The organism is Methanocorpusculum bavaricum DSM 4179, assembly GCF_000430905.1.
In the GTDB taxonomy this organism is placed as follows: domain Archaea; phylum Halobacteriota; class Methanomicrobia; order Methanomicrobiales; family Methanocorpusculaceae; genus Methanocorpusculum; species Methanocorpusculum parvum.
In genome coordinates this window covers 162,276-187,369 of sequence record NZ_AUMX01000001.1, presented here as the reverse complement: position 1 = coordinate 187,369, position 25,094 = coordinate 162,276, and the positions used below count along the sequence as shown (strand labels likewise).

Genomic DNA, 25,094 nt, shown 5'->3' with positions numbered 1-25,094 from the left:
TACTATACTCATGTTTATCCTCGCATCACCCTGTGTACTCAATGAAAATCTTCGTGCAGACGGTATTACGACGGATGAGGACCGTGAGGTTTTTTTGCGGTGCAGAAAGCGGTGTGAGGAGTTTGGGATCGAACTTGTTCCTCTGCCATGTCCGGAGACGCTGTATCTTGGGACCCCCAGACCGCCGGGTTCATTTTCAGAACGTCTGGATACTCCGGAGTTTTCTGCTCTGCTCGACCGGTTAGAGCAGGAGGTGAGGGATATCATCTCGGTGAAGGGTGAGCCTCTCTGTATCCTCGGCGTGAACTCATCGCCGACCTGCGGGGTGACGACGACCTATTTCACGAATGAGAAGTCAGCCGGCCCTGGTGTTTTTCTAAAGAGATTCTCCGGGTTTCCCGTCGTAGACGCCCGCGTTTTTGCACGATACCGGATCTATCTGGCGTCACCGCTCTTTTCGGAGGGTGAACGCCGGTATAATACATACCTTGCCGAAGTTCTTCGAAAAAATTTCTTTTCCGTGTATCTTCCCCAGGAGTTTGACGACACTGCCGAGGCGAGAGGGAATGATCGCGAGAGGACGATCTATGATAAAAATCTCTCTGAACTGAAAAAAGCGGATATCGTTGTCGGGGTCATCGACGGGTCTGATGTGGATTCCGGCACTTCCTGGGAGATGGGGTATGCATTTGCCTGCGGGAAGCGGGTTATCGCTCTCAGAACGGATTTCCGGCGGCTCAGCGGGAATGAGCGGGTGAATCTCATGCTTGAATCAGGGGCCGAAGTCGTCTCGAGCGTTGACGAACTCAGATCGGCACTGAGTTTTTTGAAGCTCCCCTGATTTTTTCTGCTGAGGTCAGGATGACACGGCAAGCCGTCGGGCGACGGCCATATTGTCTTTGTCGGTCCTGATCTCGTCAGACGGCGTTTCCATAATAAAGGCGCAGTGAGAGATCTTTGGAAACGTTAAGACATCATGGATCGTCTCTTCCCCGAGGTAACCGAGCCCTAGATGTTCGTGCCTGTCGAGGTGGGAGCCGACGCCTCCTTTCATGTCGTTGAGATGGATGACTTTGAGCCGGTCGAGGCGTCCGGCTTCATCGTTGAACCAGCCGAAAACCGTCTCAGCTCCGTGCCCTTTGAGATCATAACCGGCAGCTGCAGCGTGACAGGTGTCAAAACAAAATCCGATCCGCTTTTCATTTGAAAGAGCGTCTGCGATCACTCCCACATCGGTGAATGTGCCCCCGACGGTATTTTTTTCGTTCGCGGTGTTTTCGAGCAGGATCATCGTTTCACCTTCGGATTCGTCCAGTGCCTGGCCGATCGCGGCGATCACCTTCTCCTGCCCTTTTTTATGTCCGTCCTCCTTTCCATGATGGCCAAGATGCGTAACAAGATAGGGGATCTTTAATTGGTCACAGCGGTCCAGCTCCTCGGTCATGGTAAAAATCGATCTTGCATATATCTCGGGTTTTTCTGCAGCCGGATTCGGGAGATAGGGCATGTGATCAACGACGGGGCCGATCCCCGAAACGGTCAATGCATCTTTGAACGCTTTCGCGACGGCGGGTTCGATCGGTTTGGCGGCCCAGACCCGCGGACTTCTCGTAAATATCTGGAAGGTGTCGCATCCGTTTTCCTCTGCACGGGAAACTGCGAGGGGCAGGGAACCGGCGATCGATACATGGAATCCAAGCTTAATCATTTCGTTCTCTCCATTCCTTCATCATGCCAAAAAATGCATCGGCGATCGTTTTCGGGTTGGCTCCCCAGTGGACGACTGCGCCGAAGTATCCGTTGTACATGCCGATCCCGCTGTTTTCCGCTCTGCAGCACCGGGCAATGAACGGCTCTCTGTTTACCTGGGTGATCGGGCAGATGTCTTCGAACTCGAAGTCGTACCCGTAATTCTCGTGACAGATCTGTCTGCCGGTCCGGCAGCAGGCGATCCTTGATCCTTTCGGCGGGACGTCACGGTCCAGCGTGTGGGGAAATCCTCCTGCTCTGCAGGGATAGACTTCCGTGTCGAGTTTGCTGATGTCTCTGATGTGGTGTTCAAAGACAACGTTTTCTGTTTCGAAAAATCCGAGCGATTCCAGTCCGGTGAGTGTGTCGACTAAGGAGGGATTTGGCGGCGTGATATCGAAGACATGGACCGTTTCAAATGTCGAGAGGTCGGGATCGCAGATGAAGGTCATGTGATCGTCCTCTTTTCCAAAGATCGTGCACCTCTTCTGTGTTGAAAGCGCTTTTCTGACAAGACCTGCTCTGTCATGAGTATTGACTTCATCACTCCAGAGAGCGATATCCTTTGGTCCGGCGACCAGTTCCACAGACTCGATCTCTCTCATGAGTCCGATCCCGTCTTTCGGCTGTATTTTCAGGACCTCAAATCCCCCTTCGGTCGGGTGGATCAGATATTCTGTGAGGAAATACACTTTGTTGCCGAGGGGGGAAGATGCGGCGTTTCCCACGAATTTACACTCTTTAGGAAATATCATCACTCGGGTCTTTCTATTTTTGCCAGTACTTCGATGAATTTGTAGGTGAGTTTGACCGATCCGCCGCCGATATGTCTGATCGTTACGGCCGATTCCGGAGCTGTTTGTATGGGCAGTCTGTTTCCTTCATATACGAAGATGACCTGATCATTTTTTATGTAGGCTGAAGCATCAGCTCCTGTCATTTTTGCACAGCCGACTTCCTGTATCTGTTCTTTTAATGATTCCCACATGATGATTACTCATTTGGGGTTTTGAGGATTAGTATTTTATCCAGTCGGCACCTCTCCCGGTCAACACAAATCCTTATATCCCGCAAGCCACACATATTTGTTAACGATATTTTCGTTTGCGAAAATTTCGGCTACAAACATCCGGCTGATACCTATGACCGAAGAATCCAGTGCACTCAGTAATCCCTACTCCATATCCTACCCGGAGATTTTAGCTCTCGCATCAGAAGACGGCAGAACCGTTGAACTTATCGAGAGGTTCGACTGTGTCGGCGGAGCGATGTGGGTGAAAAATCATTATGCGAAAAGCCCTCTTGTCAAAAGTTCCCGCATCGTTTCCAATACCCAGCGGTTTCTGCTTGAGACCGGTGATGTCAGTCTCCAACTCGAAGGCTCCTACTTTCCTGCAGGAATTTGCGGGGCGGAAGTAACCGAGTCGGAGATCTCCGTCTCGTATCTCGGTCTTGGCGGCGGAGGTGTCGGGGCAAGTATCTGCCGTGCGACTGCCGGCGGAGTCTTACGTCATACAAGCGATGTTTGCGGCGGAGGAAAAGTTGCCGGATCGACCATCCATCTGCCGAGATATACCCGGGTCATCATCGGTCTCGATGATACCGACACTCCGGAGGAGGGAGCGACCTGGACGCTTGCCCACAATATATCGAAGGCTGTTGAAACATCCAGCTCCCGTTATCTCTCCCACACGATAACCCAGCTTTATCCGGTTCCCTACCGGACCAAAAACTGTGTCGCTCTCGCCTGCGAGTTTGCCACAACAGAACCTGAAAAACTCATCGACCGGTTCGAAGCTCTGGTCAGACGCTACACTCTTTCCGATGAGACCGGTCTTTGTGCCTACATCGGTTTCGATCCGTCAGCGATCATGCCGTATGCAAGAAAAGTCAAAGCCGGCGAGGTGACGCTGGATGATTTTGCGTCTGTCCGCCGTCATCTGGATGTCAGGATCGAAGGAAGGGGTATCATCGGAGCAGCGGCGGCGATCCCTTTCTACACGAATTACGCCGAGGCTCTTTTGATATGACCAGCGTCCCGAAGACGGCAGATACAAATGATCTTGGCCGAATCAAACACCAGCTTTTGGCTGTCGGTTCAGCAAAGGTGACCGGCATCCCGCTTCCGGCTTCACTCTCATCCACCGCCGGCCCTAGCGCCGGAAAAGGCGGATCGGTTTTTTTCTCCGACGGTGTTTCCAGAATACGGTTGATGCTGGATGAGAAGAGCACTGTTCATATCGAAAACTATGGGGACTCTGCGGTCCTTACGTTCGAAGGACCGAACGGTCCGGTTTTTGTTGACGGGTTTGTGGAAAAAACCGGCTGTCACTGCCCAAAGCAGGCGTATATCACGATAAATGAAGGCTGCATCTTTTCATGCAGATACTGCAGTGTTCCAAACCAGGAAAAACACATAAAAACGCCGGATGAAATCATTTCTCTTATCAAAGATGCCTGTTCCCGGGATACGATCGAATGCATCTCTCTTACGAGCGGCGTTGTCGGGACGATGAACGAGGAGGATGCACGCCTCTTTACGATTCTCGAAAAGATCCGCGTTTTTGATCTGCCGATCGGCGTTTCGGTGTATCCGACTCCCGGGCTTTCCAAAAGACTCTTCGAGCTTGGAGTCTTTGAGGTGAAGTTCAATCTCGAGACCGCGACTGAGAAATTATTTGCCGAGATGTGTCCCGGCCTTGACTGGGAGGAGGTATGGGCCGCCCTCAAGGAAGCCGCCGGGGTTTTTGGAAAAAACTGCGTGTATACCAACATCATTCTGGGTCTGGGCGAGTCAAAAGCGGAGATGAAAGCATGCATCACGCAGTGTCTCGAAAACGGGATCATTCCGATCATCAGGCCGTTGACTCCGTCGGCAGAGCTTTCCGATTATTCCCGTCCTTCTGCGGCGGATATTCTCGACATTGCCGAATTCCTGCAGAGTGAACTTCCGCGTTTCGGTCTCGACATGTCAAAGGCCAGGACGATGTGCGCAAAGTGTATGGGCTGCGATCTCACTCCGATGACAGATCTGCATGCGAGGGAGGTGACGGTATGAAAGCGGAAGATGGATTTGCCTCCGCTGTTTTACACGGATCCGATGTATGCTTCGCGGTCCCGGGTTATCCGGTCACGGATCTTGCGGAAAAATGCGGAGCGGAGTACACGCTCAACGAAAAGATCGCTCTTGAGTATGCTCTCGGGATGTCTCTTTCCGGGAAAAGAGTAGTGGTGATCGTCAAAAATGCCGGCATGAACACTCTTTCCGATCCGCTGGTCTCAGCGACCTATCAGGGACTCAAGGCAGGTGTCGTGATCATCGCAGGCGACGATACCGAGGTTCGCGGATCCCAGACCCGGCAGGATTCACGAAAGTACGGGGATGTTGCCTCGGTCCCGGTCCTTGAACCGACGTCTGACGATCTTTGCTCTTCGGTCGAAGCGGCCATGCGGAGTTCGGAAACCTACTCGCGGGTCGCGATCATCCGGGTCACTCCGGCGGTTTTGGATGCCGGGATTTTGGATGTTTCCCTTCCTGAACGAAGAAACGGATACGGGATAGTATTCCCGGATGATCTGACGATGAAAGGGCGCTGTGAATACGCAGAAACCATCACCGCTGTTATGAAGCAGAAGCTGATTCGGGAAAATACCGTTCCCGAGACGTTCGCTTCCCGCGGTCATTACCGGACGCTCTGCAGGAATTGTCCGTACAAACCGCTGTTTTCCATCCTGAAAAACACGCTTTTACAGAATAATACTGCTGCGATCTGCGATACCGGCTGTTCGCTTCTTTCGAAGAACCCGCCGTTTTGTTTTTCTCATGCAAACTACGGGCTTGGATCTTCGCCGGCGGTTGCTGCAAAGAGCACGAAGATCGCCCTCATGGGTGATTATGCGGTTTTGCACTCCGGGCTGAATGCTCTCATCGATATGTACGAAAAGCACGGCTCTCTGTTCTGCATTATTTTGAAAAACAGAAAACTGGGCATGACCGGCGGTCAGGACTGCCCGGATATTCTGCCCTATCTGGCCCGGTTTACCCCCACGGTCGTTTCGGCTGATGATCCCCGTCTTGAAGAGCTGATCGAAAAAGGAGTTACTGAAAACACCGGTCTTGGAATTCTGGTCGTTGAAGGGGAATGCCCCTCTGGAGAAAATCATGAAACCATTGAATGTTGAAATATGCGATGTAACGCTTAGGGATGGTGAACAGACGCCTGGGGTGTCTTTCACCTGTGAAGAAAAACAGGATATCGCCCAGCGCCTTTCAGATATCGGGATCGATATCATCGAAGCAGGGTTCCCAAGCGTATCCGAGTATGAAAAGCGCAGCGTCAGATCCATTGTCGAGATGGATCTGCCGTCGGAGATATGCTGTTTATCCCGCTGTGTTCAAAGCGACATCGATGCAGCTATAGACTGCGGTGTCGATCTTGTCAGTCTGTTTTTCGCGACGTCGGATCTGCATCTCCGTATAAAATACAAGAAGACCCGGGAGGAGATGCTTGATCTTGCTCTTGGCATGCTGGATTATGCCCTCGATCACGGGATAAAGGTCAGATTCTCCGCAGAGGATGCGTCGAGGACCGATGTCGGATTTTTGAAAGAGATGTATGCGAAAGGAGCTGAACGGGGAGCTTCCTACAGCAGTTATGCCGATACGGTCGGCTGTATGACGCCTCTTTCCATGTATGAGACCGTGCTTGAACTAAACGAGGGATTGAAAAATTCTCTGTGTGTTCACTGTCATAATGACATGGGTTTTGCGAGTGCCAACACGTTTTCCGCAGCCCAGGCAGGAGCATTCCAGCTTCATACGACCGTAAACGGGATCGGCGAACGGTGCGGAAACGCTTCCCTTGAAGAGGTTCTCGTCGCACTCAGGATGCAGGGCGGGGTCGACCGGTATGATCTCTCTGCTCTTCAGACTCTTTCGAGGACCGTGGAAACCTATTCCGGGATAAAAATCGCAAAGACAAAACCGGTTGTGGGCGAACATGCCTTCTGTCATGAAAGCGGGATCCACATCGCCGCGTTGATTCAGGACAGAAATACCTACGAGTATTATCCGCCGGAGATGGTCGGGGCTGAGCAGAAGTTCATTCTCGGCAAACATACTGGAAGAAAAGGACTCGAGTATATTCTGACGACCCTTGGATACAGCCCGGTCCCAGGCGAGGTCGATGTAATTCTGGAACGGATCAAATCGATCAGCGAGACAAAGCAGAGTATCACTCAGGATGTTCTTCTCTCGGTAATTTCCGAGGCCAGACAGGAAACTGAATTGAAAAAGACATCGGGTTTTGATAAAGCCAGGACGGGATGAATATGGCAGGAACACTTTCCGAACGTATCCTCGGGTCTGCCGAAGGAACGTATGTCGACCGGATGGTCGATCGGGCTTTTGCCCACGACGGGACTGGTGCTCAGGCATTGGTCGCTTTCGAAAATTTCCGGATACCAGGCAAGTCTGTTGTCAATCCTGAAAAATTATCTATAATATATGATCACATCTCGCCGGCGAACAACTCGGTCACGGCCGATCTTCAGGGAGATCTTCGGAAGTTCTCGCGAGAGAATCGGATGCATTTTCACGAGGTCGGCTGCGGGATCTGTCATCAGATAATGAGCGAAGGAGTCTGTCTTCCGGGCGAGATCGTTGTCGGGGCGGATTCGCATTCATGCACGCTTGGGGCACTCGGCGCATTTTCAACCGGTGTCGGAGCAACCGATATGGCGGGCATTTGGGCAACCGGCGGGACCTGGTTTAGAGTTCCCGAGTCGATAGGTATTGTGCTCTCCGGCAAACTTTCCGGCCATGCCGAACCCAAGGACGTCGCTCTATCTTATGTAAAGGCGCTTGGCATGGACGGCGGGACCTACAAAGCTCTGGAGTTTATCGGCGACGGGACCGCCGGCATGCCGGTCGAAGGAAGGCTGACGTTATCTAACATGGCGGTCGAGACCGGTGCGAAGACCGGATTATTCTACGCGGATCCTCTTACCCGTGAACATCTGATGACCTACGGGGCGGATGAGAAAAGAATTTCTTTGCAGAAACCCGAAGACTGCAGTTATGAATCCGAGATCTGCCTCGATCTCGATAATATTGAACCGCTTCTTGCCGTACCTCACCGGGTCGATAATGCCGAACCGGTTACCCGGTATTCGGGGACTTCGATCGATCAGGTGTTCGTCGGCACGTGTACGAACGGCCGTTTTGAGGATCTCAAACGGTTCGCTGACATTGTCAAAGGCAACAAAGTCGCTGTACGAACGATCGTGACTCCTGCTTCGAAGGATGCGTATGCAAAAGCTCTCTCGACAGGTGTTTTGTCCGACATCCTTGAAGCGGGCTGCGTTATCTGTCCGCCGGGATGCGGACCGTGTCTCGGGGCACATATGGGTGTCCTTGGTGAAGGTGAGGTTGGTCTTTCCACAGCGAACCGGAATTTCAGGAACCGGATGGGTGTCGGAGCCGAATATTATCTCTGTTCTCCTTCGACTGCCGCCGTCAGCGCCCTTTACGGGGAGATCAGATCGCCTGATGAGTGGAACGGAGGGCTGAACTGATGATCGTATCAGGACATGCCGTTGTGATCGGCGAGGATGTGGATACCGACATGATCATCGCCGGGCGTTATCTTCGGACGACCGACCGGTCGGTATGGGTGGAGCATGCCTTTGAAGATTATGATAAGAGTATTGCCGGAAGACTGAACGGCGCCGTATTGGTTGCCGGGAAAAATATCGGCTGCGGTTCTTCCCGCGAACAGGCCGCTGCTGCTCTCAAAGAAGCCGGGGTCTGTGCCGTCGTGGCTCCGTCTTTTGCGAGGATCTTTTTCCGCAACTGTGTGAATCTCGGACTGTATGTTTTCGAAGCGGATGTTGTATGTGAGAATGGCGATCTCATCTCTTTTGACACCGATGAATCGTATGTCAAAACAGCAGATGCCGTTTATCAGGCAAAACCTCTCTCCAGCCGGATGAAGGAGATCCTGTATGCCGGCGGTCTGAATGCCTATCTTTCCGGGTCTGGTGAACCATGAGCCATCGTATCGCTGTAGTGGAAGGGGATGGTATCGGGCCCGAGGTTATCCCCGAGGCACGAAAGATCCTTGAGCATTTTCTCACCGATGCGGATTTTTTTGAGGTCGAACTCGGTCTTGCCAAATGGGAGAAGACGGGGTCTGCCTGTTCCCCGGATGACATTCGTGAGCTGAAGGGAGCCGACGCGATTATATTTGGGGCTGTGACGACACCTCCGGATCCGGATTACCGGAGCGTTCTTCTGCAGATCAGGCATGAACTCGATCTGTATGCGAATCTTCGGCCGATCCGATCCCTGCAGTCATCCGGCGACGGATCCTCCGTCGATATGATGATCGTGCGGGAGAATACCGAGGGACTTTATTCGGGGATCGAGGAGATCGGGACCGAGAGGTCGACGACCCTTCGCGTGGTGACGAAGGCCGGATCCAGGCGGATCGCCGAGAAAGCCTGCTCTCTTGTTCTGGAACGAGATCGGAATCATCCGCTCGTTATCGGTTACAAAGGCAATGTTCTGAAATCCGATCTGCTTTTCAGAGACACGTGTCAGGAGACCGCAGAGGCATACGGAATAAAAACACAAGCTGTGTTTATCGATGCTTTGTGTCTGGATGTTTTACAGCATCCAAAGAAGTATGATGTGATCGTTACGACAAACATGTTCGGCGATATCTTAAGCGATGTCTGCGGGTATCTCACCGGGGGTCTTGGGATGCTTCCAAGCGCGAACATAGGGGAAAAATATGCATTTTTCGAGCCGGTCCACGGAAGCGCTCCGGACATTGCCGGCAAGGGTATCGCAAATCCCGTTGCTGCGATCCGGAGTGCAGCGATGATGATTGAACATTTCGGGATGAAGGATGAGGCCTGTCTCGTCGAAGAATCAATATCCAGTCTGATCAGCCGCGGCATATCTACACCTGATCTTGGAGGCATGGCCTCAACGTCAGAGTTTGGCAGCCGTTTGGTTGACGCTGTCAGTAAAAAAGAATAGAGAGGAATAGAGAGGGTACTGGTAGTTTGTATCAGGCTTTCTCTCCGTACAAGCCGGCAGCTTCCACTCCGCCGTCTGCCCAGAGCAGTGCTCCAAGAGCCCCTATCCTTCCTTTTCCGTTTGCACTGTCGATAAAGGTGATGCCGAGTTTTTCCGCCTCGTTCACGGCCTCTTCACGTGTCAGGAGTTCGGTCTTGACCCGCTTTGCATATGCCGAGTCCGGAAGACGAATGCCGGCAAAGTAGCAGATCCCGGTCGTTTTGCTCATCGTTCTTTCTTCGACGAATGCTTTGACAAAGGCGATAAGTTCATCCTTCTTCTCAGGCTTTACCGCAAACGTGATCACTGAACCGGTACAGTTGGTGGTCTTTTCCGGAGCTTTCGGGTTGAGCTGGATGATCCGCATGCCAAGGAAGGTGGCCCCTTCAATAGAACAGGCTTCGCCGCACTTCAAAGCAAGGACCCAGGTTGCTCCTCCCTCTTTCGTATCAGTATCATCTATGCCGAAGGTGATCTTTTCATACTTCGGGAGAATGATCGTGCTTCTGCAGATACGTGCACCGCCGACTTTCAGATCTTCTTCACTGGCATATTCCGTTCTGAGGACGCCAGGCGCCTGGGATAAGCATGCAGCGACCCCAACACCGGCCCCGGCCGCTCCTGCCCAGGAGGTTCGTACTTCAGTTCCCTCTACAACTACGGCTTCAAGTGCCTGGCCGCCGAGTTCCGTATCGGAGGGCCCAAAGCTGACGGGATAGGAACCGATTTTTGCGATCATCGTCATTGAGGTCCCTTCGGTTTTTGCTGAGATCAGGGCGCCTTTTGCTCTTCTTCGGTTCATGTGGTCCCATTCGATCGGGCCTCTTGCATGACATTGTTCATGGATCTCGACAATGCCGTTTTTCTCATCGGTCATCACAAGGAGCCGGTGACAGAACATCGGTCCAAACTTTTCTTTGATCTGATCTGGGGTTAATGTGAGAGTCATATTTTTGATACCGGAAATTTCGTTAACAGAAAGATCGGTCGTGGGAGTATAAGAGATGTTCGATGCGACAGTTTTTTTAACAACCCACCGTTATTATCCTGATTCAAGTAAACAAACATGATTGATATCCTGTCAGCTTTAATCAGATTCCAAACATCCGGGCCTTTTGGAAAAACGCGCATAAATTGGGTTTTCATTCAAAATAAGCTTAAATTTTGGATTGATTGCTTAACCCTCTTTAATTTGAAGGGATATCCGCGGGAGTTATTTCGATCAATACTCGTGGGTTATTTCATCCATACTATGTTAACAATATATTATTAGTAAATCATAGTATTTTATTGTTGGAAATCTAAGCTCAAATTGAGCTTCTTTCTATTGAGAACCTTTATCTATCATCTTACTCAACCATATCAGTAATCGATTTCGATCGATATAGGCTGGTGCATATAAGCAATGGCATTTGCAATGCATATTAACATGGAGCGATGTACCGGTTGTAACAATTGTGTGGTCGCATGTCCCGTGAACGCACTCGAGCTCAACACAGTAGATCCGGCAACGACCGACAAGATCTACCTCGTCGTTGACGGCAAGGCTAAAATCCTTGACGTGAAACACGAGCTCTGTGCGGGCTGCGGTGTGTGTGTAGAAGCATGTCCGTACAACGTTATTCGACTGGTAGGACCGCAGGAAGGAGCGCCTGCAGCGAAAGCTGTAGTTGGAGCTCACCACTAAAAAAATTGGAGAGGATTAATACATGGCAATGAGCACAATGTATCCAAAATTCTCCACGAAGACTGATGGAGACAACATCATTATGGAGCAGAAGCTCCTCGCGAAAGTCTCCCACCTCGTGTTGAAAAAGAATGTATGTACCGGGTGCGGTATTTGTTCTGAAGCATGTCCAAAAGAGGCAATCGTCCTTGGGCTTGTCGGAGCAGTCCGCCGTGGTGCAGTGACTACCGAAGCACCGATCTCAGTAGATCCGGCAAAGTGTTCTTACTGTGGTGTGTGTGTAATTTTATGTCCGTTCAATGCTCTTGGTTTAGAGGTTGACGGCGAACCGAGTCTGCCTATCCTTGAACAGGAAGGTTTCCCGCAGTATGATATTACTGCCGAAATTGACGAGTCCAAGTGTAACCGCTGTACTATCTGTCATGAGGTCTGTCCAAACGATGCAATCATCCGTGATGTTCCGACCTTTGAAGGTGTGGATGCCGCAGATGGTGCGAAGCGTCAGGCAGCTCTTACCGGAAAGACGACCTTTGTGGTCGACAAGGAAAAGTGTACAGTCTGTGGTATCTGTGCGGCACTATGTCCGGCACTTTCCGTAGACCGTATTCCATTCTATGCTGAGACGGCCAAATCTCTCGGAGATATCGTCTGGGATGAAAAACTCTGTAACGCTTGTCAGGTCTGTGCACTTGCATGTCCAACTGAGGCAATAAAGGTTGAGCGCGCTGTTGAGTCCAACAAACTTCCAGGCAAAGTAACCATCGATGTTGAAAACTGCTGCACCTGTTCATGGTGTGAGAAGACCTGCCCAACCGAGGCAGTCACCATCAAGAAGTTCTTCGATGGAGAAATCAGCTTCAACGCAGAAAAATGCCCTGCCGGCTGTTCGACCTGTGTTGAAGTCTGCCCGTGCAATGCGATTTATCTTCCGTCTCCCGCTTCTGCTGTCGGCATGAAGAAACAGAAGGAGGCAGTAATTGCCGTCAACAAGGATCTCTGTATTTTCTGCGGCGCCTGTGTCAATGCATGTCCGTCAGAAGATGTTATCAGACTCAAGAGAACTGAAATCAGAGTCAAAGGACCTGAAACCGACCTCTTCAAGAAGATCGCAGAAAAACTCTACGTCCCCAGAACCTCAAAAGTACGTGAGACTTCCGGTCACGTTGAAGTAAAAAAAGTGGAGTGAACAAATATGACTAGTGCAAAAGCATACAAAGATGCTGCCCTTGCAGCACGTCTCACTGACAGGTATTACCGTCCAAGTCAGGACTCAGACCCGTCGTTCACTGCCGAAGTCGAAAAGATCGGTGGAACTGAAGCCCACATATGTTTCCAGTGCGGAACCTGTACTGGTTCCTGTCCGTCAGGTGCAAGAAGCAGCTACCGTATCAGAAATTTCATGCGCAGAGTCAATCTCGGTATGAGAGATGTCTGTCTGAACGACCCGGATCTCTGGCTGTGTACGACCTGTTATACCTGCTCGGACCGCTGTCCAAGAGACCTCATTCCGACCGATGTCATCATGGCAATGAGAAATATTGCAGCAAGACAGGGAATCGTCCCGAAAAACTTCCTTGCAACGGTTAACTTCATCTACAACACCGGTCACGGTGTTCCAAACAGTGATGCAAACCGTGCAGCCCGTGTCAAGTTAGGTCTTGAAGCAGAACCGGAAACAACCTCCAAATACCCCGAATATATTCCGGCCATTCGGAAAATCCTCGAGGCATACGGTACCAAACAGCTTGCAGACAAAGTTCTTGCGGAGGGTCAGTAAATTATGTCACACGAGACACACAAATACGCATTCTTCCTTGGATGCATTGCTCCGAACCGGTATCCGGGCATCGAGGCCTCTGCAATCCGTACTGGTAAGAACCTTGGTATTGAACTCGTTCCGTTAAAGGGAGCATCCTGCTGCCCGGCACCTGGTGCATTCGGGTCCATTGACCTCAATGTCTGGTATGCAATGGCTGCAAGAAACCTCATCTTAGCAGAACAGATGAATATGGATATCGCCCTGATCTGTAACGGCTGTTACAAGTCGATCTGGGAAGTCAACCACAAACTGAAACACAACGACGAGCTTCGCGACTCAGTCAACGAAGTTTTAAAGGAAGTCGACATGGAGTTTAAAGGCACTACCAATGTCTACCACCTTGCGGAGCTTTACTACAACGATGACGTCTGCGGTCTTGACAAAATCAGAGACAGTGTGAACACACCCCTTGCCGGTGTGAAAGTCGCCTGCCACTACGGCTGCCACTTACTCAAGCCCGCAAAGGACCGTGAGTTTGCCGGCGGTGCAATCGGTGACAGTGAACACCCGATGTGGTTCGAAGAACTCGTCGATGCTCTTGGCGCTGAAGCTGTTGAATATCGCAATAAAATGGAGTGCTGTGGTGCCGGCGGAGGAGTCCGCGGATACGATATCGCTCACGCTCTCGACATCACCAACGAAAAACTCACAAATATGGCTGCTGTCGGTGCTGACGCAATCGTCGACACCTGTCCGTTCTGCCAGCTGCAGTTCGACCGCGGTCAGTTTGAAATCGGTCAGAAGTTTGGTGTCGAGTGGAATATTCCGGTTTTACACTACTGTGAAATGCTCGGTCTTGCCCAGGGTATGACTCCGAATGAACTCGGTCTCGATCTTCACCAGATCTCATGCAATCCATTCCTTGACAAACTGAAGGGAGGGCAGTAAGATGGTATATACAGGTAAAAACGCCGCATCATCTCCTGCAGTTGAAGAACCAAGGATCGGTGTCTTCATCTGCCACTGCGGTACAAATATCGCAGGATCGATCGATGTTCCGGCAGTAAAGGAATATGCAGAAACCATTCCTCACGTTGTCGTTGCCCAGAATTATGCATACATGTGTTCGACTCCCGGTCAGAACATGATCAAAGAGGCAATCGAAGAGCACCACCTTACAGGTATCGTCGTTGCTGCATGCACCCCCCGTCTGCATGAACAGACCTTTAGAACCGCCACTGCAAACGGCGGTCTGAACCAGTTCAGATTCGAGATGGCAAACATTCGTGATCAGGGCTCATGGGTCCACATGCACGACTGGGATGGCGGAACTGACAAGGCCAAAGACGCCGTCCGTATTGCCGTTGCAAAAGCTGCAAAACTCGAAGATCTCTACCCGATGGCAGTGCCGGTCGAACACCGCGCCTTAGTTGTTGGTGCAGGTATCGGCGGTATTCAGGCATCTATGGATCTTGCAGCTGCCGGTATCGAGACCTACTTAATTGAGAAGGAACCGACAATCGGCGGTCGTATGTCCCAGCTTGACAAGACCTTCCCGACCCTCGATTGTTCACAGTGCATTCTGTCTCCAAAGATGGCAGAAGCCGGCAGAACGCCGAATATTAAACTCTACACTCTCGCTGAAGTCGAGAATGTCGAGGGATACATCGGTAACTTTGATGTCACAATCCGCCGTCACGCCCGCGGGGTTTTAACTCCGACGGAAGCAGCAGCAAAAGGTATCGTCGGTGGAGGATGTACCGGCTGTGGTGATTGTTCCACCGTCTGTCCCGTCGTAAAACCCAACTCCTGGGAATTCGGCATGGCACCCCGCAAGGCGATCTACATCCAGCATGCTCAGGTTGTGCCGCTTATCTACACCATCGACTTCGATGCATGTGTTAAATGCGGTCTCTGTATTACTGCCTGCGGAACCAAGAAGGCAATCGATCTTGAGATGGAAGACGAACTCTTCACGATCAAAGTCGGTACTGTCATCATTGCAACCGGTTACGAAACCTTCCCGATCGAACAGAAGAAAGAATGGGGTTACAAACTCTATGACAACGTCATCACTTCTCTTGAGTTCGAACGCCTGATCTGTGCATCCGGTCCGACCATCGGTCACCTTGTCCGTCCCTCTGACGGCGAGACCCCGAAGTCCGTTGGATTCGTTCTCTGTGCAGGTTCCCGTGACAACACCGGTGTCGGCAAGCCGTACTGCTCCAGATTCTGCTGCATGTACTCGCTGAAACACGCTCACCAGATCATCGAAAAGATCCCCGGGTGCAAAGCCTACATCTTCTACATGGACATCCGTTCCTTCGGTAAAGCATACGAGGAGTTCTACTACCGTATCCAGCACGAAGGCGCGAAGTTCATCCGTGGACGTGTTGCTATGATCCAGGAGCTTCCAAACAAGAATCTCCTTGTTATTGCAGAAGACACGCTCCTCGGCATGCCTGTTGAGATCGAAGTCGATCTTGTTGTCCTTGCAGCTGCTATCCAGCCGACTGCAGAAACGGAAGTTGTCCGCAGACACTTCGGTGTATCCTGCTCGATCGACAAGTGGCTCCTTGAGGCCCACCCGAAACTGAACCCCTGTGGAACCACCACCGCCGGTGTGTACCTTGCAGGTGTCTGTCAGGGTCCAAAAGACATTCCAGACACAGTAGCACAGGCAGAAGGTGCCGCGTCCGCAGCATCCATTCCGATTCACGCAGGTCAGGTCGAACTCGAGCCGTACTATGCCCAGTGTATGCAGGATATCTGCGCCGGCTGCGGTATGTGTGTTAATCAGTGCCCATACTCTGCTCTTGCCATGACAATCGTCGACGGCAGAACAGTAATGGAAGTAACTGCAGCAAAGTGTAAAGGCTGCGGTACCTGCGGCGGTTTCTGCCCAGGAGGAGCAATCAAGATGCAGCACTTTACGAGCCCGCAGATTCTGGCTCAGATCGATGCATTCTTCCTTGGAGGTGAGCAGTAATGTCTGACGAGTGGAAACCAAAGATTATCGGTATTATCTGCAACTGGTGTTCCTACGCCGGAGCAGACGGTGCTGGTTCAGCCCGTACCCAGTATCCGCCGGACATTCGTATTGTCCGTGTCATGTGTACTGGTCGTATCGACACCCTGTTCGTCCTGAAAGCTTTTGCCGATGGAGCAGACGGTGTTCTCGTGTCCGGCTGTCACTTTGGTGACTGCCACTACCTTGCAGGAAACTTCAAGGCAGCAAAGAGAATGTTCCTTGTCAAGAGTATTCTCAACAACATGGGTATTGAACACAGGCGCTTCCGTATGACCTTTGTGTCAGCATCGGAAGGTGCAAAATGGGCAGTCGTTATCACTGACGTGATCAACACGATCAAAGAGATCGGTCCAAGCCCCATCGCGGAGTTTAACAAAAGGAAATAATGTGTGGACAAAGATAATTTAATTTAAAATTATCTCCACACGTATCTTTTTGACAAACTCAGCAGAATATAATAGGAGCACATGAGTTTATGAACACGATTACTCTGAATCTGATCACCGGAAGAACGATCCAGCAGGGTGTTTCAATGGAGTCTGGTAAAGAAAAACCTGATTACATGAAAGCCTGCGGAATCATCGAACTGGATCCTTCAGATATCAAAAAACTCGGCATCTGGAAAAATACCAATGTCCGCGTTACCAGTGAGTATGGTAGTATTATCGTCAAAGCCATTGAGGCAACTCAGGGTCCCCACCCGGGAATCGGATGGATTCCAATGGGTCCCTGGGCCAACATGGTAGTTGATATCAATACCTATTCTACCGGAATGCCGACATTCAAAGGTACCAAAGTTACCGTTGAACCTGCAGAAAACGAGACGGTCCTCGACTCGTTATCTGTCGTTCTTAAAGCATGTGGACAGTAAGAGGTGTAAAACTATGTCAAAACTGGTTACTGATGTAATCTGCCCGTTCTGTGGAACGCTTTGCGACGACCTTGAAGTCGAAGTAAGCGATGACGGAAAACAAATCCTGGAGGTTCGCAATGCATGCGCAATTGGGGCCACCAAATTCCTTCACTCACAGGCATCGGACAGAATAATCCGCCCCCGCATGAAACAGGATGATGGGACTTGGAAAGATGTCAGCTACGCAGAAGCAGCAAAGTATGCTGCCAAAATCCTCTGCGAAGCGAAGAAACCGTTAATGTACGGTTGGTCCTCAACATCCTGCGAAGCTCAGGCGACCGGTCACATGATTGCAGAACAGGTTGGGGGTATTGTTGATAATACCGCCACTGTCTGCCATGGACCATCTCTGATCGCAGTCCACGATGTTGGTATCCCGTCATGTACGCTTGGTGAAGTTAAGAACCGTGCCGACCGTATCGTCTTTTGGGGATGCAATCCGGCACACGCTCATCCGCGTCACATGTCGAGATATTCCATATTCCCAAGAGGTTATTTCACTGGAAAAGGATCCAAGAGCAGAAAGATCATTGTTGTTGATCCGCGCCCGACTGACACAGCATCCCTTGCTGATTACCACGTTCAGGTTGAACAGGGTCGCGACTACGAACTGCTTAATGCAATCCGCGTCGCATTCAAAAATGGCCCTCTGCCCGACGTTGTTGCCGGAGTTCCCAAAGAAAAGATCTATGAAGTCTCCCGCGTCTTAAAAAGCGGCAGATTTGTTGTGATCTTCTTCGGAATGGGCGTTACCCACTCCCTTGGTAAGAACCACAACATCGATGAAGCAATCGCCGTCACCAGCGATCTGAATGCATACACCAAAGCGTCCATCATTCCAATGCGTGGTCACTACAATGTGACCGGCTCTGGTCAGGTGCTTGGCTGGCAGTTCGGATTCCCGTTCTGTGTCGACTTATCCCGCGGCTTTGCCCGTTATAACCCTGGAGAAACCAGTTCGAACGATCTGCTTCTCAGGAATGAAGTCGATGCATGTTTCGTCCTTGGCAGCGATCCGGGATCACACTTCCCGAACAAATCTGTCCAGGAAATCTACAAACTCCCGTCAGTTTGTATCGACCCGCATATGACCCCCACTGCAGCTGTCTCCAAATGCCACGTTCCAGTAGCATTTGTTGGTGTTGAAGTTGGCGGTTCCTGCTATCGTATGGACAACGTGCCAATCGAATCACGAAAGGTTGTTGACCCGCCGGCAGGTATGCTTACCGATGATGAGTTCCTGAAACTTGTTCTGGCAGAAGTAATGACAATCAAAGGAGCTGCATAAAAACCATGACTGAAATCCTCATTAAAAACGGATTCGTCTTTGACCCTACTCAGGGAATTAAAGGCGATAAAAAAGATATTGCTGTCAAAGACGGCAAAATCGTTGACAAGGTTTCCAGCTCAGCAAAGGTTATCGATGCAACCGGAATGACCGTCATGGCTGGTGGTGTGGACATCCACACTCACGTTGCCGGAGCAAAGGTCAACGTTGGCAGAAACTTCCGTCCGGAAGACAAACTTCAGGCAGTCTATGAACCGGCTCGCGGTGTCCGCCACATGTCTGGCGGATACTCGGTCCCGACGGTATTCAAGACCGCATACAAGTACGCAGACCTTGGTTACACCACCGTCTTCGAGGCAGCAATGCCGCCGCTGTATGCCCGCCACACGCACGAAGAGATGCGTGACACCCCGATCCTTGATCAGGGTGCATTCCCGATGTTTGGCAACAACTGGTTCATGCTTGATTACCTCAAGAACCAGGAATACGACAATGCAGCTGCATACATCGCCTGGCTTCTTCGTTCCACCAAAGGATATGGTATCAAGTGTGTCAATCCTGGCGGAACAGAAGCATGGGGCTGGGGTCTCAACTGTCTTACCGTAAACGATCCGGTTCCCTACTTTGAAATCACTCCCCGTGAGATCATCAGCGGACTGATCAATGCAAATGAATCCCTCCTCCTGCCTCACTCGATGCATCTGCACGGAAACAATCTCGGTAATCCCGGGAACTACACGACCACCCTTGACTCGCTCAAGATTGCCGAAGGCGTCAAGACCGATAACAAGTTTGGCCGTGAGCAGGTTCTTCACCACACCCACATTCAGTTCCACTCATACGGCGGAACAACGTGGGCAGATTTCGAGTCTAAAGGTCCCGAAGTCATGGACTACATCAACAAGAACAAAAACATTACCTGTGATATCGGTTTTGTAACTCTTGATGAAACCACGACCATGACCGGTGACGGTCCGTTCGAGCACCATCTGACCGCCTTAAACCACCTTAAGTGGGCAAACACCGACGTCGAAGTTGAATGCGGTTCTGGAATCGTTCCATACGTCTACAGCAAAGATGTCTATGTCTGCGGTGTTCAGTGGTCCATTGGACTTGAAATGGCACTCCTTGCAAAAGATCACATGAGATGTCATCTGACAACTGACCACCCGAATGCAGGTCCGTTTACCCGGTATCCGCGTGTAATGAAGTGGCTCATGAATCAGGAATCCCGTGAAGCCCTTCTTCACACAATGAAGAACGAAGACAAGGTCCGGGACAGATCAAGTCTGTCATCAATCGACCGCGAACTTACGCTCTACGAGATCGCCATGATGACCCGTGCAGGAACCGCCAAGGCTCTTGGTCTTGCCGACCGCTGCGGTGGTCTTGGTATTGGCCTCCAGGCTGATATCGCTGTGTATCCATTCAACCCCGAGACTGACGGCAACGATGCTGAAAAGATCGAGTGGGCATTTGGCAATGCTGTCTATCTTGTCAAAGACGGACAGATCATCATCAACGACAGTGAGATTGTCAGCAACGGAAACAAGAAGACCTACTGGGTTGACGTCACAACCAATCCGAACAAACAGGTCGAGCGCGATATCAGTGAGATGTTCACGAAATATTACACTGTTACCGAGAAGAACTACGACGTCGAAGAGCACGCATTCATGAAGAATCCCTTCGTCATTAAAGTTGATGCAACACAGTGAGGTCAAAAGATGAACACTGTCACAATCACTATAACAAAACAGCCGGAGTTATTCATCGAAGCTGAGTGTTTCTCTCCCGACGCACTTGCAGGCAAGTCTGCTGACGCAATCTCCAAACTCCCGATCTATATCGGTAAAACCACAGAAACCGTTGGTGACTACTTTGCCGTCGATGGAAATGCCGGAGCTACCGCTGCCGAAACCAAACTGGTTATCAAAGGCGACACCAGCCGTGTCAAATATATCGGATCCAAGATGACTGCAGGCGAAGTCGTTATTAACGGCAACGCAGACATGTATGTCGGAAACTTCATGTCCGGCGGCAAGATCACTGCCAAAGGAAACATTGGTCACTTTGCTGCTACCTCCATGTCCGGCGGCGAGATCATTGTTGAAGGAAATGCCGGGAACTATCTTGCAGCCTCCTATCGTGGAGACTGGAGAGGTATGTCCGGCGGCAAGATCACCGTCCTTGGAAATGTAGGCAGCGACTGTGCTACCTTCATTACCGGCGGCGAGATTGTCATCGGCGGAAATGTCGATGTCCACGTAATGACCCATGCAGACGGGGGTAAAGTTATCATTAAAGGAAATGCAAAGAGCCGCCTCGGCGGTCAGGCTTCCCGCGGTGAGATCTACCTCTTTGGAACTGTTGATGTCATGATGCCCGGATATGCATACTCCGAAGACGTTGAACTCGAAGTAGCAGGAACCAAGGCAAAGTTTGCAGTATATAATGGCGATCTTGGTGAACGTCACCCGACACGCAAAGGTCAGCCGATCTATGCCAAACTCTATCTGAAGAAATAATCTCTTCAGATCAGCACAACATTTTGGTTGTGCAGGGGACGATTATTTCGTCCCCCCTCTCCAATTTTATCGCGATCTTCTTTGCAGATACCGGTAGGTATTAACTGTTCTCTGACCAACTCTCATCTATGAGTATATTCAGGGAGTATGGTGAGTCCGGTGTACATGTTATGGGCGGTGTGATTACTCAGAAAAATGCTGATTATTGTACTGTCAGGATTCGTTTGCCTGCCGGTGTCGTTACTGTCGATCAGATTCGCGGTCTTGCACGTATCGCAAAAACGTATGGAGATGGCACACTTCATGTTACAACGCGTCAGACGTTTGAGATCCCGAATGTCAAACCGTCTACTCTTGAAAAACTCGATCTCGCTTTGAAAAAAAATGGAACGCCTATAGGTGCCGAGTTCACGGAGGTCGTGAATGTCACAGCATGTCCGGGAACACTCCGGTGCAAATATGCCAACATAGACAGTGTTGAGCTTGCAAAGAAAATCGATGAAAAATATTTCCGCAAAGAACTCTCGATTCGGGTCAGAATTGCCATCTCCTCCTGCCCCAACTCATGTGTGGCCAGTTGGGAAAGTGATATCGGTATAATTGGGATCCAAAAACCCATCAGAAATCCAACGCTTTGTTCGGGCTGCGGGACCTGTGTGGCTTATTGTAAAGAACATGCACTTACCGTCCGCCAGGGAACAGTAAAACTTGATCACGGGCTTTGCAATACGTGCGGAAACTGCATTGAGACCTGTCATTATCATGTTATTAAGGGTGAACCTCTCGGTTATCAGATCATGGTTGGCGGCAGTCATGGAAGGACCCCGCATGTTGGCAGGTATCTTGTTTCCGTCTCATCTGAAGAGGAGCTGATGGTAGTTATTGATGGGATCATTGAATGGATCCGCCGATACGCGAGATCGGGTTCCCGTTTCAGAGCACAGATCGAGGAAGAGGGATTTGACGAGTTCAAAGCATTTGTTCTGAAAAAAGCCGATTCTTCTTCCTTTGTTGCAATTGAAAACAAACGGCTCATTTCCGACACGGAATGATCTGATTCCATACTCTTTTCTTTTTGACCGTTCTAATTAAAGCATATGACATCCGAAAAAGTCAAAGACGCGTTTGAGAAAGAAGGTATCAGTACCGAGATCACCTGTGCAAAAGCGCATGAAATGAGTGAAAAATATGCTATTCCGATTACAATGATCGGGAATTACTGCAATGTTCATGACATCAAGGTACAGGCATGCATGCTTGGCTGTTTCTCCGGCAAAAAACATCACTCTCCCAAAGAGTAACCTAAAAGTCAGGTTCATATCTTTGCTCCGCAAAATTATAATAAATGGCAAAGTGGTATTGTATTTATTGCGGCTGGATCTATGACGAAGAGAAAGGTGATCCGGCTCACAACATTGCCCCCGGCACAAAGTATGCAGATATACCCGATTACTGGAAATGTCCTCTCTGTCTGATACCCAAGACAAAACCAGGATTGTTTAAGATGATCGAAGGAGAACAGCGCGATGAAACTTCTGAGTTCTCTCTAAAAAATTAATTTCATATGGATATTGGTCGGATATTTTCCGGCCAAAATCTTTTATCTTTCTTATATCTTCTTTGGAACGTAAACATCAAAGAGATCACGTTTTGCAAAAATCTCTTCAGCGGATGCTTCGCGAAGAATAACATTTTTCCCCTCGATGTCCCCTAAGACCACTGTGGAAAATGATTCCAGTTTAAATCCTTCGATCACAGCATAATCATATCCTTTCCACGCGTAGAAATCCAGGATGTCGCGTAAGTCTGTGGTTCTCATACTCAGCACAGTTTTTTCCAGATCTATTCCCGCAGAAATCTGTGCCCCTGTCTCAAAGTGGACCGTGGTATCCTTTCCTTCCGGCAGTTTCCACGAGTGATGCCCCATGTGTTTTATTGTTGCTACGCTCCCAACTTCGGAGAGGAGAGGGATGAGCCTGGTGATCAGGGTTGTCTTTCCTGAGTTGGAATGGCCTATAATATTGATGATCCGCATATCCTTATAACATATGTCGTTAGACGGCATAATAAGTTCGTCATGATATAGTCTCCAAGCATTTATGCCTCAGCCGCCCGTCTTCTTTTTCTGAAAAGGAGCCGGGCACTACAGATACCTGCCCCAATCCCAAAAATATCGATAGGTGTTTTTGTAGAATTTTTCCGGTTTTCGCCCCCCTCTGTTCCTGAATATCCTGGTGATGAGACGGTGGTAGTAAACTCGCCGGAATCCGGTGAAAGACCGCTCCCTAAAACTGCATAACCGCTGGCACCCCCTGTTCCATCGTCGGCAACACGGTTTGTCCAGGAAATACCCTCTCCCTCATTTGACTGATTACACCACGCATAAGCGTTGAAGACCGCGCTGCCGCTGAGATTCTTAAATTCATACTCAATTTTGACAGCTCCATGATCACGCAGACCGGTAAGTCCGCTGTTTATCCCTAGAGTTCCTGCTTTCGTATCGAAAAATAGTATGGCAAATCCATTCGAAGGATTTGTCGTGTCCTGTCCGTAGTAGATTGGATAGTTTTCTATTCCTGCCGGTTTCCAGGTCTGTGAAGCATACCTGAAATCCGTCGCAGTTAATATAGTCCCTGATGCAGACTCGGTATAAGTCAGTTCCTCGTAAGTCGGACCGATATTTACGATCGGCGTGGGATTCCACTGATAACCGCTGGATGTGAGATGCAGGGCAAAATCATCGGAAATTGTTCCATTCACAGCGATCATCAGAATAATTCGATCATTAAATCCCCTGCCTCCGGTATAGGAAACATATACTGTGCCCGCCTGGCGGTTCGTTGTCGTCACCTGGCCATAGGGTTCCTCCGGGATTGTAGTAAGATGTAATGAATTCAGTCCTCCCTCGTCATCAAATCTGACCGCGTATATCGTCCCGTCGGTTGTTGAGATCTCCACCTGTTTGTAGGATGGCAGGATCTCACCTGCGGTATCTGCCGCGGCTGCATGCCAGCATCCTACTATGATCAACAGGAGAGCGACACACAAAACCCTCTCTAAATAATTCATGTGACGCATAAATTCCTGATATTAGTATTTCCTGACAACAAAATACACTGAGCCAAGAATCCCGGCAATGATTGGGAATACACTGAGCGGTGACTGCGTCGTTTCCGGACCGGGCAGGTCAACAACATTTACAGTAATTCCTTCTGTCTCTGCTGCAGTCCATCCAAGAACCTGTTTAGGATCATTCTTGGGTTCATCCCGATATCCATATGGAATAAATGTGACCTGACCCGTGAGTCCGGCGATCTCGTAATCGATCTCGGCACACCCATTATGTATCAGATTTCCATTGGGTACAGTGCATGTTCCAACATGAAGGTCGACAAGCATTACGTAAAATGTTTCATTCTCACTTTGTGTTGGGTAGAAAGTAAACCCTGCTGCATCTGCAGGTCTGAGAGATACGGGGCCATAGAGAAGATCAGATTTATCAAACCACTCAGATATCGCCGCCGTGTTATATGTACCTCTGGCTCCAAAATCCAGAGATCTGAAAGTACTTTGGGAAACCGGTTCCCATACATATCCGCCGGAGGTGATCTTTATTTTGAAATCGTCGGTAATGTTTCCAGCAACGCCGACCATCAAAACTACATCATCGATGTACCCTGCTCCGCCTGTTTCATAGACATAGAATGTTCCGGATCGATTTTCAATAATTACTGCAGGATTGGAAGCGCTCTTTTGGTATCTCTCCGAGATATGCATCCCTTCTGTTCCGAGGCTTATGGGGAGATAATACGTGTTATCTCCGGCATTATTGAATCTGACATCATTTGATATTTTCAGGGTGATGTCTTCCATCCCTGGGAAGGGTCCATTCTCTGCAAATGCTGCTGATCCTGTACCAACTGAGAAAAGAAAAATCATCAGGATTGCGGTCAGGATAATCTTTCCGAGATGTGAATTACCGGTCATAATGTACTAGTAATTATATCCTGTATCGGCATATAGATTTTGAATCATGTTAACTTATAATAATTA

Annotated in this window: 28 protein-coding genes; 21 read left to right on the top strand and 7 right to left on the bottom strand. The window is 50.0% G+C overall.

From position 1 onward, the window contains the following. Positions 1 to 10 precede the first annotated feature (10 nt). Positions 11 to 841: a nucleoside 2-deoxyribosyltransferase gene (locus H575_RS01035; RefSeq protein WP_042696613.1), complete on the top strand. Its 831-nt coding sequence runs from the start codon at positions 11 to 13 to the stop codon at positions 839 to 841. A 15-nt stretch (positions 842 to 856) separates the two neighbouring features. Here H575_RS01035 and H575_RS01030 read toward each other — a convergent pair whose 3' ends face one another. Genes H575_RS01030 through H575_RS01020 form a run of 3 tightly spaced genes read right to left on the bottom strand, consistent with a single transcriptional unit; the run spans position 857 to position 2,737 of the window. Continuing rightward, positions 857 to 1,708: a deoxyribonuclease IV gene (locus H575_RS01030; protein WP_042696612.1), complete on the bottom strand. Its 852-nt coding sequence runs from the start codon at positions 1,706 to 1,708 to the stop codon at positions 857 to 859. After that, the gene (locus tag H575_RS01025) at positions 1,701 to 2,504 is read right to left on the bottom strand and encodes a DUF7714 family protein (RefSeq protein ID WP_042696610.1); all 804 of its coding nucleotides are present in this window, start codon (positions 2,502 to 2,504) and stop codon (positions 1,701 to 1,703) included. Before H575_RS01025 ends, H575_RS01030 begins: the two co-directional genes overlap by 8 nt. Beyond that, positions 2,504 to 2,737 carry a hypothetical protein gene (locus tag H575_RS01020; RefSeq protein WP_042696608.1) on the bottom strand — a complete coding sequence of 78 codons (234 nt, stop codon included), beginning with the start codon at positions 2,735 to 2,737 and terminating at the stop codon, positions 2,504 to 2,506. The genes H575_RS01025 and H575_RS01020 overlap by 1 nt, the downstream gene beginning before the upstream one ends. Positions 2,738 to 2,891: 154 nt before the next feature. Between H575_RS01020 and mmp11 the strand changes: the two genes are divergently transcribed. From mmp11 to H575_RS00985, 7 genes are read left to right on the top strand one after another with little or no spacing between them, the layout of a single operon-like run. Beyond that, positions 2,892 to 3,779, top strand: a complete 888-nt coding sequence (gene mmp11 / locus H575_RS01015) for a methanogenesis marker protein 11 (RefSeq protein WP_042696606.1) — start codon at positions 2,892 to 2,894, stop codon at positions 3,777 to 3,779. After that, complete coding sequence (locus tag H575_RS01010) at positions 3,776 to 4,807, top strand: radical SAM protein (protein WP_052319886.1); 1,032 nt, start codon at positions 3,776 to 3,778, stop codon at positions 4,805 to 4,807. The genes mmp11 and H575_RS01010 overlap by 4 nt, the downstream gene beginning before the upstream one ends. Then, entirely contained in the window at positions 4,804 to 5,931 is a 1,128-nt protein-coding gene (locus tag H575_RS01005) for a thiamine pyrophosphate-dependent enzyme (RefSeq protein ID WP_042696604.1), read from the top strand. The genes H575_RS01010 and H575_RS01005 overlap by 4 nt, the downstream gene beginning before the upstream one ends. After that, positions 5,912 to 7,078 carry a homocitrate synthase family protein gene (locus H575_RS01000; RefSeq protein WP_042696602.1) on the top strand — a complete coding sequence of 389 codons (1,167 nt, stop codon included), beginning with the start codon at positions 5,912 to 5,914 and terminating at the stop codon, positions 7,076 to 7,078. Before H575_RS01005 ends, H575_RS01000 begins: the two co-directional genes overlap by 20 nt. Further along, positions 7,075 to 8,325 (top strand): aconitase/3-isopropylmalate dehydratase large subunit family protein, encoded by a 1,251-nt coding sequence (locus tag H575_RS00995; RefSeq protein ID WP_042696600.1) that lies wholly within the window; start codon positions 7,075 to 7,077, stop codon positions 8,323 to 8,325. The genes H575_RS01000 and H575_RS00995 overlap by 4 nt, the downstream gene beginning before the upstream one ends. Beyond that, entirely contained in the window at positions 8,325 to 8,801 is a 477-nt protein-coding gene (locus tag H575_RS00990) for a LeuD/DmdB family oxidoreductase small subunit (protein ID WP_042696598.1), read from the top strand. Before H575_RS00995 ends, H575_RS00990 begins: the two co-directional genes overlap by 1 nt. Beyond that, entirely contained in the window at positions 8,798 to 9,796 is a 999-nt protein-coding gene (locus H575_RS00985) for an isocitrate/isopropylmalate dehydrogenase family protein (RefSeq protein WP_042696596.1), read from the top strand. Before H575_RS00990 ends, H575_RS00985 begins: the two co-directional genes overlap by 4 nt. Before the next feature lie 31 nt (positions 9,797 to 9,827). On the opposite strand, the gene H575_RS00980 is transcribed toward H575_RS00985, so the two are convergent. Beyond that, positions 9,828 to 10,784: a tRNA(Ile2) 2-agmatinylcytidine synthetase gene (locus tag H575_RS00980; protein WP_042696594.1), complete on the bottom strand. Its 957-nt coding sequence runs from the start codon at positions 10,782 to 10,784 to the stop codon at positions 9,828 to 9,830. Positions 10,785 to 11,240: 456 nt separating this feature from the next. Here H575_RS00980 and H575_RS00975 point away from each other — a divergent pair, with 456 nt between their 5' ends. The 13 genes from H575_RS00975 (at position 11,241) to H575_RS00915 (ending at position 22,599) form a co-directional block, all read left to right on the top strand. Then, on the top strand, positions 11,241 to 11,522 hold the full coding sequence (locus H575_RS00975; RefSeq protein WP_042696592.1) for a 4Fe-4S binding protein: 282 nt from the start codon (positions 11,241 to 11,243) through the stop codon (positions 11,520 to 11,522). Positions 11,523 to 11,544: 22 nt separating this feature from the next. Next, entirely contained in the window at positions 11,545 to 12,708 is a 1,164-nt protein-coding gene (locus tag H575_RS00970) for a 4Fe-4S binding protein (RefSeq protein ID WP_081406599.1), read from the top strand. A gap of 6 nt (positions 12,709 to 12,714) precedes the next feature. Continuing rightward, positions 12,715 to 13,299, top strand: a complete 585-nt coding sequence (gene hdrC / locus H575_RS00965; RefSeq protein WP_042696591.1) for a CoB--CoM heterodisulfide reductase subunit C — start codon at positions 12,715 to 12,717, stop codon at positions 13,297 to 13,299. A gap of 3 nt (positions 13,300 to 13,302) precedes the next feature. Further along, positions 13,303 to 14,229: a CoB--CoM heterodisulfide reductase subunit B gene (gene hdrB, locus H575_RS00960; RefSeq protein ID WP_042696588.1), complete on the top strand. Its 927-nt coding sequence runs from the start codon at positions 13,303 to 13,305 to the stop codon at positions 14,227 to 14,229. Between the two features lies 1 nt (position 14,230). Continuing rightward, positions 14,231 to 16,270, top strand: a complete 2,040-nt coding sequence (locus H575_RS00955) for a CoB--CoM heterodisulfide reductase iron-sulfur subunit A family protein (protein ID WP_042696586.1) — start codon at positions 14,231 to 14,233, stop codon at positions 16,268 to 16,270. Next, positions 16,270 to 16,698, top strand: coding sequence for a hydrogenase iron-sulfur subunit (locus tag H575_RS00950; RefSeq protein WP_042696583.1), 429 nt, complete (start codon positions 16,270 to 16,272; stop codon positions 16,696 to 16,698). The genes H575_RS00955 and H575_RS00950 overlap by 1 nt, the downstream gene beginning before the upstream one ends. A gap of 89 nt (positions 16,699 to 16,787) precedes the next feature. Continuing rightward, entirely contained in the window at positions 16,788 to 17,183 is a 396-nt protein-coding gene (locus H575_RS00945) for a molybdopterin dinucleotide binding domain-containing protein (protein ID WP_042696581.1), read from the top strand. A gap of 13 nt (positions 17,184 to 17,196) precedes the next feature. Further along, positions 17,197 to 18,513, top strand: a complete 1,317-nt coding sequence (locus H575_RS00940) for a formylmethanofuran dehydrogenase subunit B (RefSeq protein ID WP_042696580.1) — start codon at positions 17,197 to 17,199, stop codon at positions 18,511 to 18,513. Between the two features lie 5 nt (positions 18,514 to 18,518). Next, positions 18,519 to 20,231: a formylmethanofuran dehydrogenase subunit A gene (locus tag H575_RS00935; RefSeq protein ID WP_042696579.1), complete on the top strand. Its 1,713-nt coding sequence runs from the start codon at positions 18,519 to 18,521 to the stop codon at positions 20,229 to 20,231. Between the two features lie 9 nt (positions 20,232 to 20,240). Further along, positions 20,241 to 21,041: a formylmethanofuran dehydrogenase subunit C gene (locus H575_RS00930; protein WP_042696577.1), complete on the top strand. Its 801-nt coding sequence runs from the start codon at positions 20,241 to 20,243 to the stop codon at positions 21,039 to 21,041. A gap of 170 nt (positions 21,042 to 21,211) precedes the next feature. Further along, positions 21,212 to 22,093, top strand: coding sequence for a 4Fe-4S dicluster domain-containing protein (locus H575_RS00925; protein ID WP_245554477.1), 882 nt, complete (start codon positions 21,212 to 21,214; stop codon positions 22,091 to 22,093). Positions 22,094 to 22,138: 45 nt separating this feature from the next. After that, a complete protein-coding gene (locus tag H575_RS00920) occupies positions 22,139 to 22,342 on the top strand; it encodes a hypothetical protein (protein ID WP_042696574.1) in 204 nt (67 codons plus the stop codon). Between the two features lie 44 nt (positions 22,343 to 22,386). Further along, entirely contained in the window at positions 22,387 to 22,599 is a 213-nt protein-coding gene (locus H575_RS00915; RefSeq protein ID WP_042696572.1) for a rubredoxin, read from the top strand. 51 nt (positions 22,600 to 22,650) lie between these two features. Here H575_RS00915 and mobB read toward each other — a convergent pair whose 3' ends face one another. From mobB to H575_RS00900, 3 genes are read right to left on the bottom strand one after another with little or no spacing between them, the layout of a single operon-like run. Next, the gene (gene mobB, locus H575_RS00910; protein WP_081406598.1) at positions 22,651 to 23,106 is read right to left on the bottom strand and encodes a molybdopterin-guanine dinucleotide biosynthesis protein B; all 456 of its coding nucleotides are present in this window, start codon (positions 23,104 to 23,106) and stop codon (positions 22,651 to 22,653) included. A gap of 32 nt (positions 23,107 to 23,138) precedes the next feature. Then, a complete protein-coding gene (locus tag H575_RS00905) occupies positions 23,139 to 24,110 on the bottom strand; it encodes a nitroreductase (RefSeq protein WP_155897822.1) in 972 nt (323 codons plus the stop codon). Between the two features lie 21 nt (positions 24,111 to 24,131). Continuing rightward, positions 24,132 to 25,028 (bottom strand): hypothetical protein, encoded by an 897-nt coding sequence (locus tag H575_RS00900; RefSeq protein WP_042696566.1) that lies wholly within the window; start codon positions 25,026 to 25,028, stop codon positions 24,132 to 24,134. Between the last annotated feature and the right edge of the window lie 66 nt (positions 25,029 to 25,094).

Coding starts and splice junctions, on each gene's coding strand:
- H575_RS01035 (WP_042696613.1), top strand. CDS start 11: ATGTTTATCCTCGCATCACCCTGTGTACTCAATGAAAATCTTCGTGCA.
- H575_RS01030 (WP_042696612.1), bottom strand. CDS start 1,708: ATGATTAAGCTTGGATTCCATGTATCGATCGCCGGTTCCCTGCCCCTC.
- H575_RS01025 (WP_042696610.1), bottom strand. CDS start 2,504: ATGATATTTCCTAAAGAGTGTAAATTCGTGGGAAACGCCGCATCTTCC.
- H575_RS01020 (WP_042696608.1), bottom strand. CDS start 2,737: ATGTGGGAATCATTAAAAGAACAGATACAGGAAGTCGGCTGTGCAAAA.
- mmp11 (WP_042696606.1), top strand. CDS start 2,892: ATGACCGAAGAATCCAGTGCACTCAGTAATCCCTACTCCATATCCTAC.
- H575_RS01010 (WP_052319886.1), top strand. CDS start 3,776: ATGACCAGCGTCCCGAAGACGGCAGATACAAATGATCTTGGCCGAATC.
- H575_RS01005 (WP_042696604.1), top strand. CDS start 4,804: ATGAAAGCGGAAGATGGATTTGCCTCCGCTGTTTTACACGGATCCGAT.
- H575_RS01000 (WP_042696602.1), top strand. CDS start 5,912: ATGAAACCATTGAATGTTGAAATATGCGATGTAACGCTTAGGGATGGT.
- H575_RS00995 (WP_042696600.1), top strand. CDS start 7,075: ATGAATATGGCAGGAACACTTTCCGAACGTATCCTCGGGTCTGCCGAA.
- H575_RS00990 (WP_042696598.1), top strand. CDS start 8,325: ATGATCGTATCAGGACATGCCGTTGTGATCGGCGAGGATGTGGATACC.
- H575_RS00985 (WP_042696596.1), top strand. CDS start 8,798: ATGAGCCATCGTATCGCTGTAGTGGAAGGGGATGGTATCGGGCCCGAG.
- H575_RS00980 (WP_042696594.1), bottom strand. CDS start 10,784: ATGACTCTCACATTAACCCCAGATCAGATCAAAGAAAAGTTTGGACCG.
- H575_RS00975 (WP_042696592.1), top strand. CDS start 11,241: ATGGCATTTGCAATGCATATTAACATGGAGCGATGTACCGGTTGTAAC.
- H575_RS00970 (WP_081406599.1), top strand. CDS start 11,545: ATGGCAATGAGCACAATGTATCCAAAATTCTCCACGAAGACTGATGGA.
- hdrC (WP_042696591.1), top strand. CDS start 12,715: ATGACTAGTGCAAAAGCATACAAAGATGCTGCCCTTGCAGCACGTCTC.
- hdrB (WP_042696588.1), top strand. CDS start 13,303: ATGTCACACGAGACACACAAATACGCATTCTTCCTTGGATGCATTGCT.
- H575_RS00955 (WP_042696586.1), top strand. CDS start 14,231: ATGGTATATACAGGTAAAAACGCCGCATCATCTCCTGCAGTTGAAGAA.
- H575_RS00950 (WP_042696583.1), top strand. CDS start 16,270: ATGTCTGACGAGTGGAAACCAAAGATTATCGGTATTATCTGCAACTGG.
- H575_RS00945 (WP_042696581.1), top strand. CDS start 16,788: ATGAACACGATTACTCTGAATCTGATCACCGGAAGAACGATCCAGCAG.
- H575_RS00940 (WP_042696580.1), top strand. CDS start 17,197: ATGTCAAAACTGGTTACTGATGTAATCTGCCCGTTCTGTGGAACGCTT.
- H575_RS00935 (WP_042696579.1), top strand. CDS start 18,519: ATGACTGAAATCCTCATTAAAAACGGATTCGTCTTTGACCCTACTCAG.
- H575_RS00930 (WP_042696577.1), top strand. CDS start 20,241: ATGAACACTGTCACAATCACTATAACAAAACAGCCGGAGTTATTCATC.
- H575_RS00925 (WP_245554477.1), top strand. CDS start 21,212: ATGGGCGGTGTGATTACTCAGAAAAATGCTGATTATTGTACTGTCAGG.
- H575_RS00920 (WP_042696574.1), top strand. CDS start 22,139: ATGACATCCGAAAAAGTCAAAGACGCGTTTGAGAAAGAAGGTATCAGT.
- H575_RS00915 (WP_042696572.1), top strand. CDS start 22,387: ATGGCAAAGTGGTATTGTATTTATTGCGGCTGGATCTATGACGAAGAG.
- mobB (WP_081406598.1), bottom strand. CDS start 23,106: ATGCCGTCTAACGACATATGTTATAAGGATATGCGGATCATCAATATT.
- H575_RS00905 (WP_155897822.1), bottom strand. CDS start 24,110: ATGAATTATTTAGAGAGGGTTTTGTGTGTCGCTCTCCTGTTGATCATA.
- H575_RS00900 (WP_042696566.1), bottom strand. CDS start 25,028: ATGACCGGTAATTCACATCTCGGAAAGATTATCCTGACCGCAATCCTG.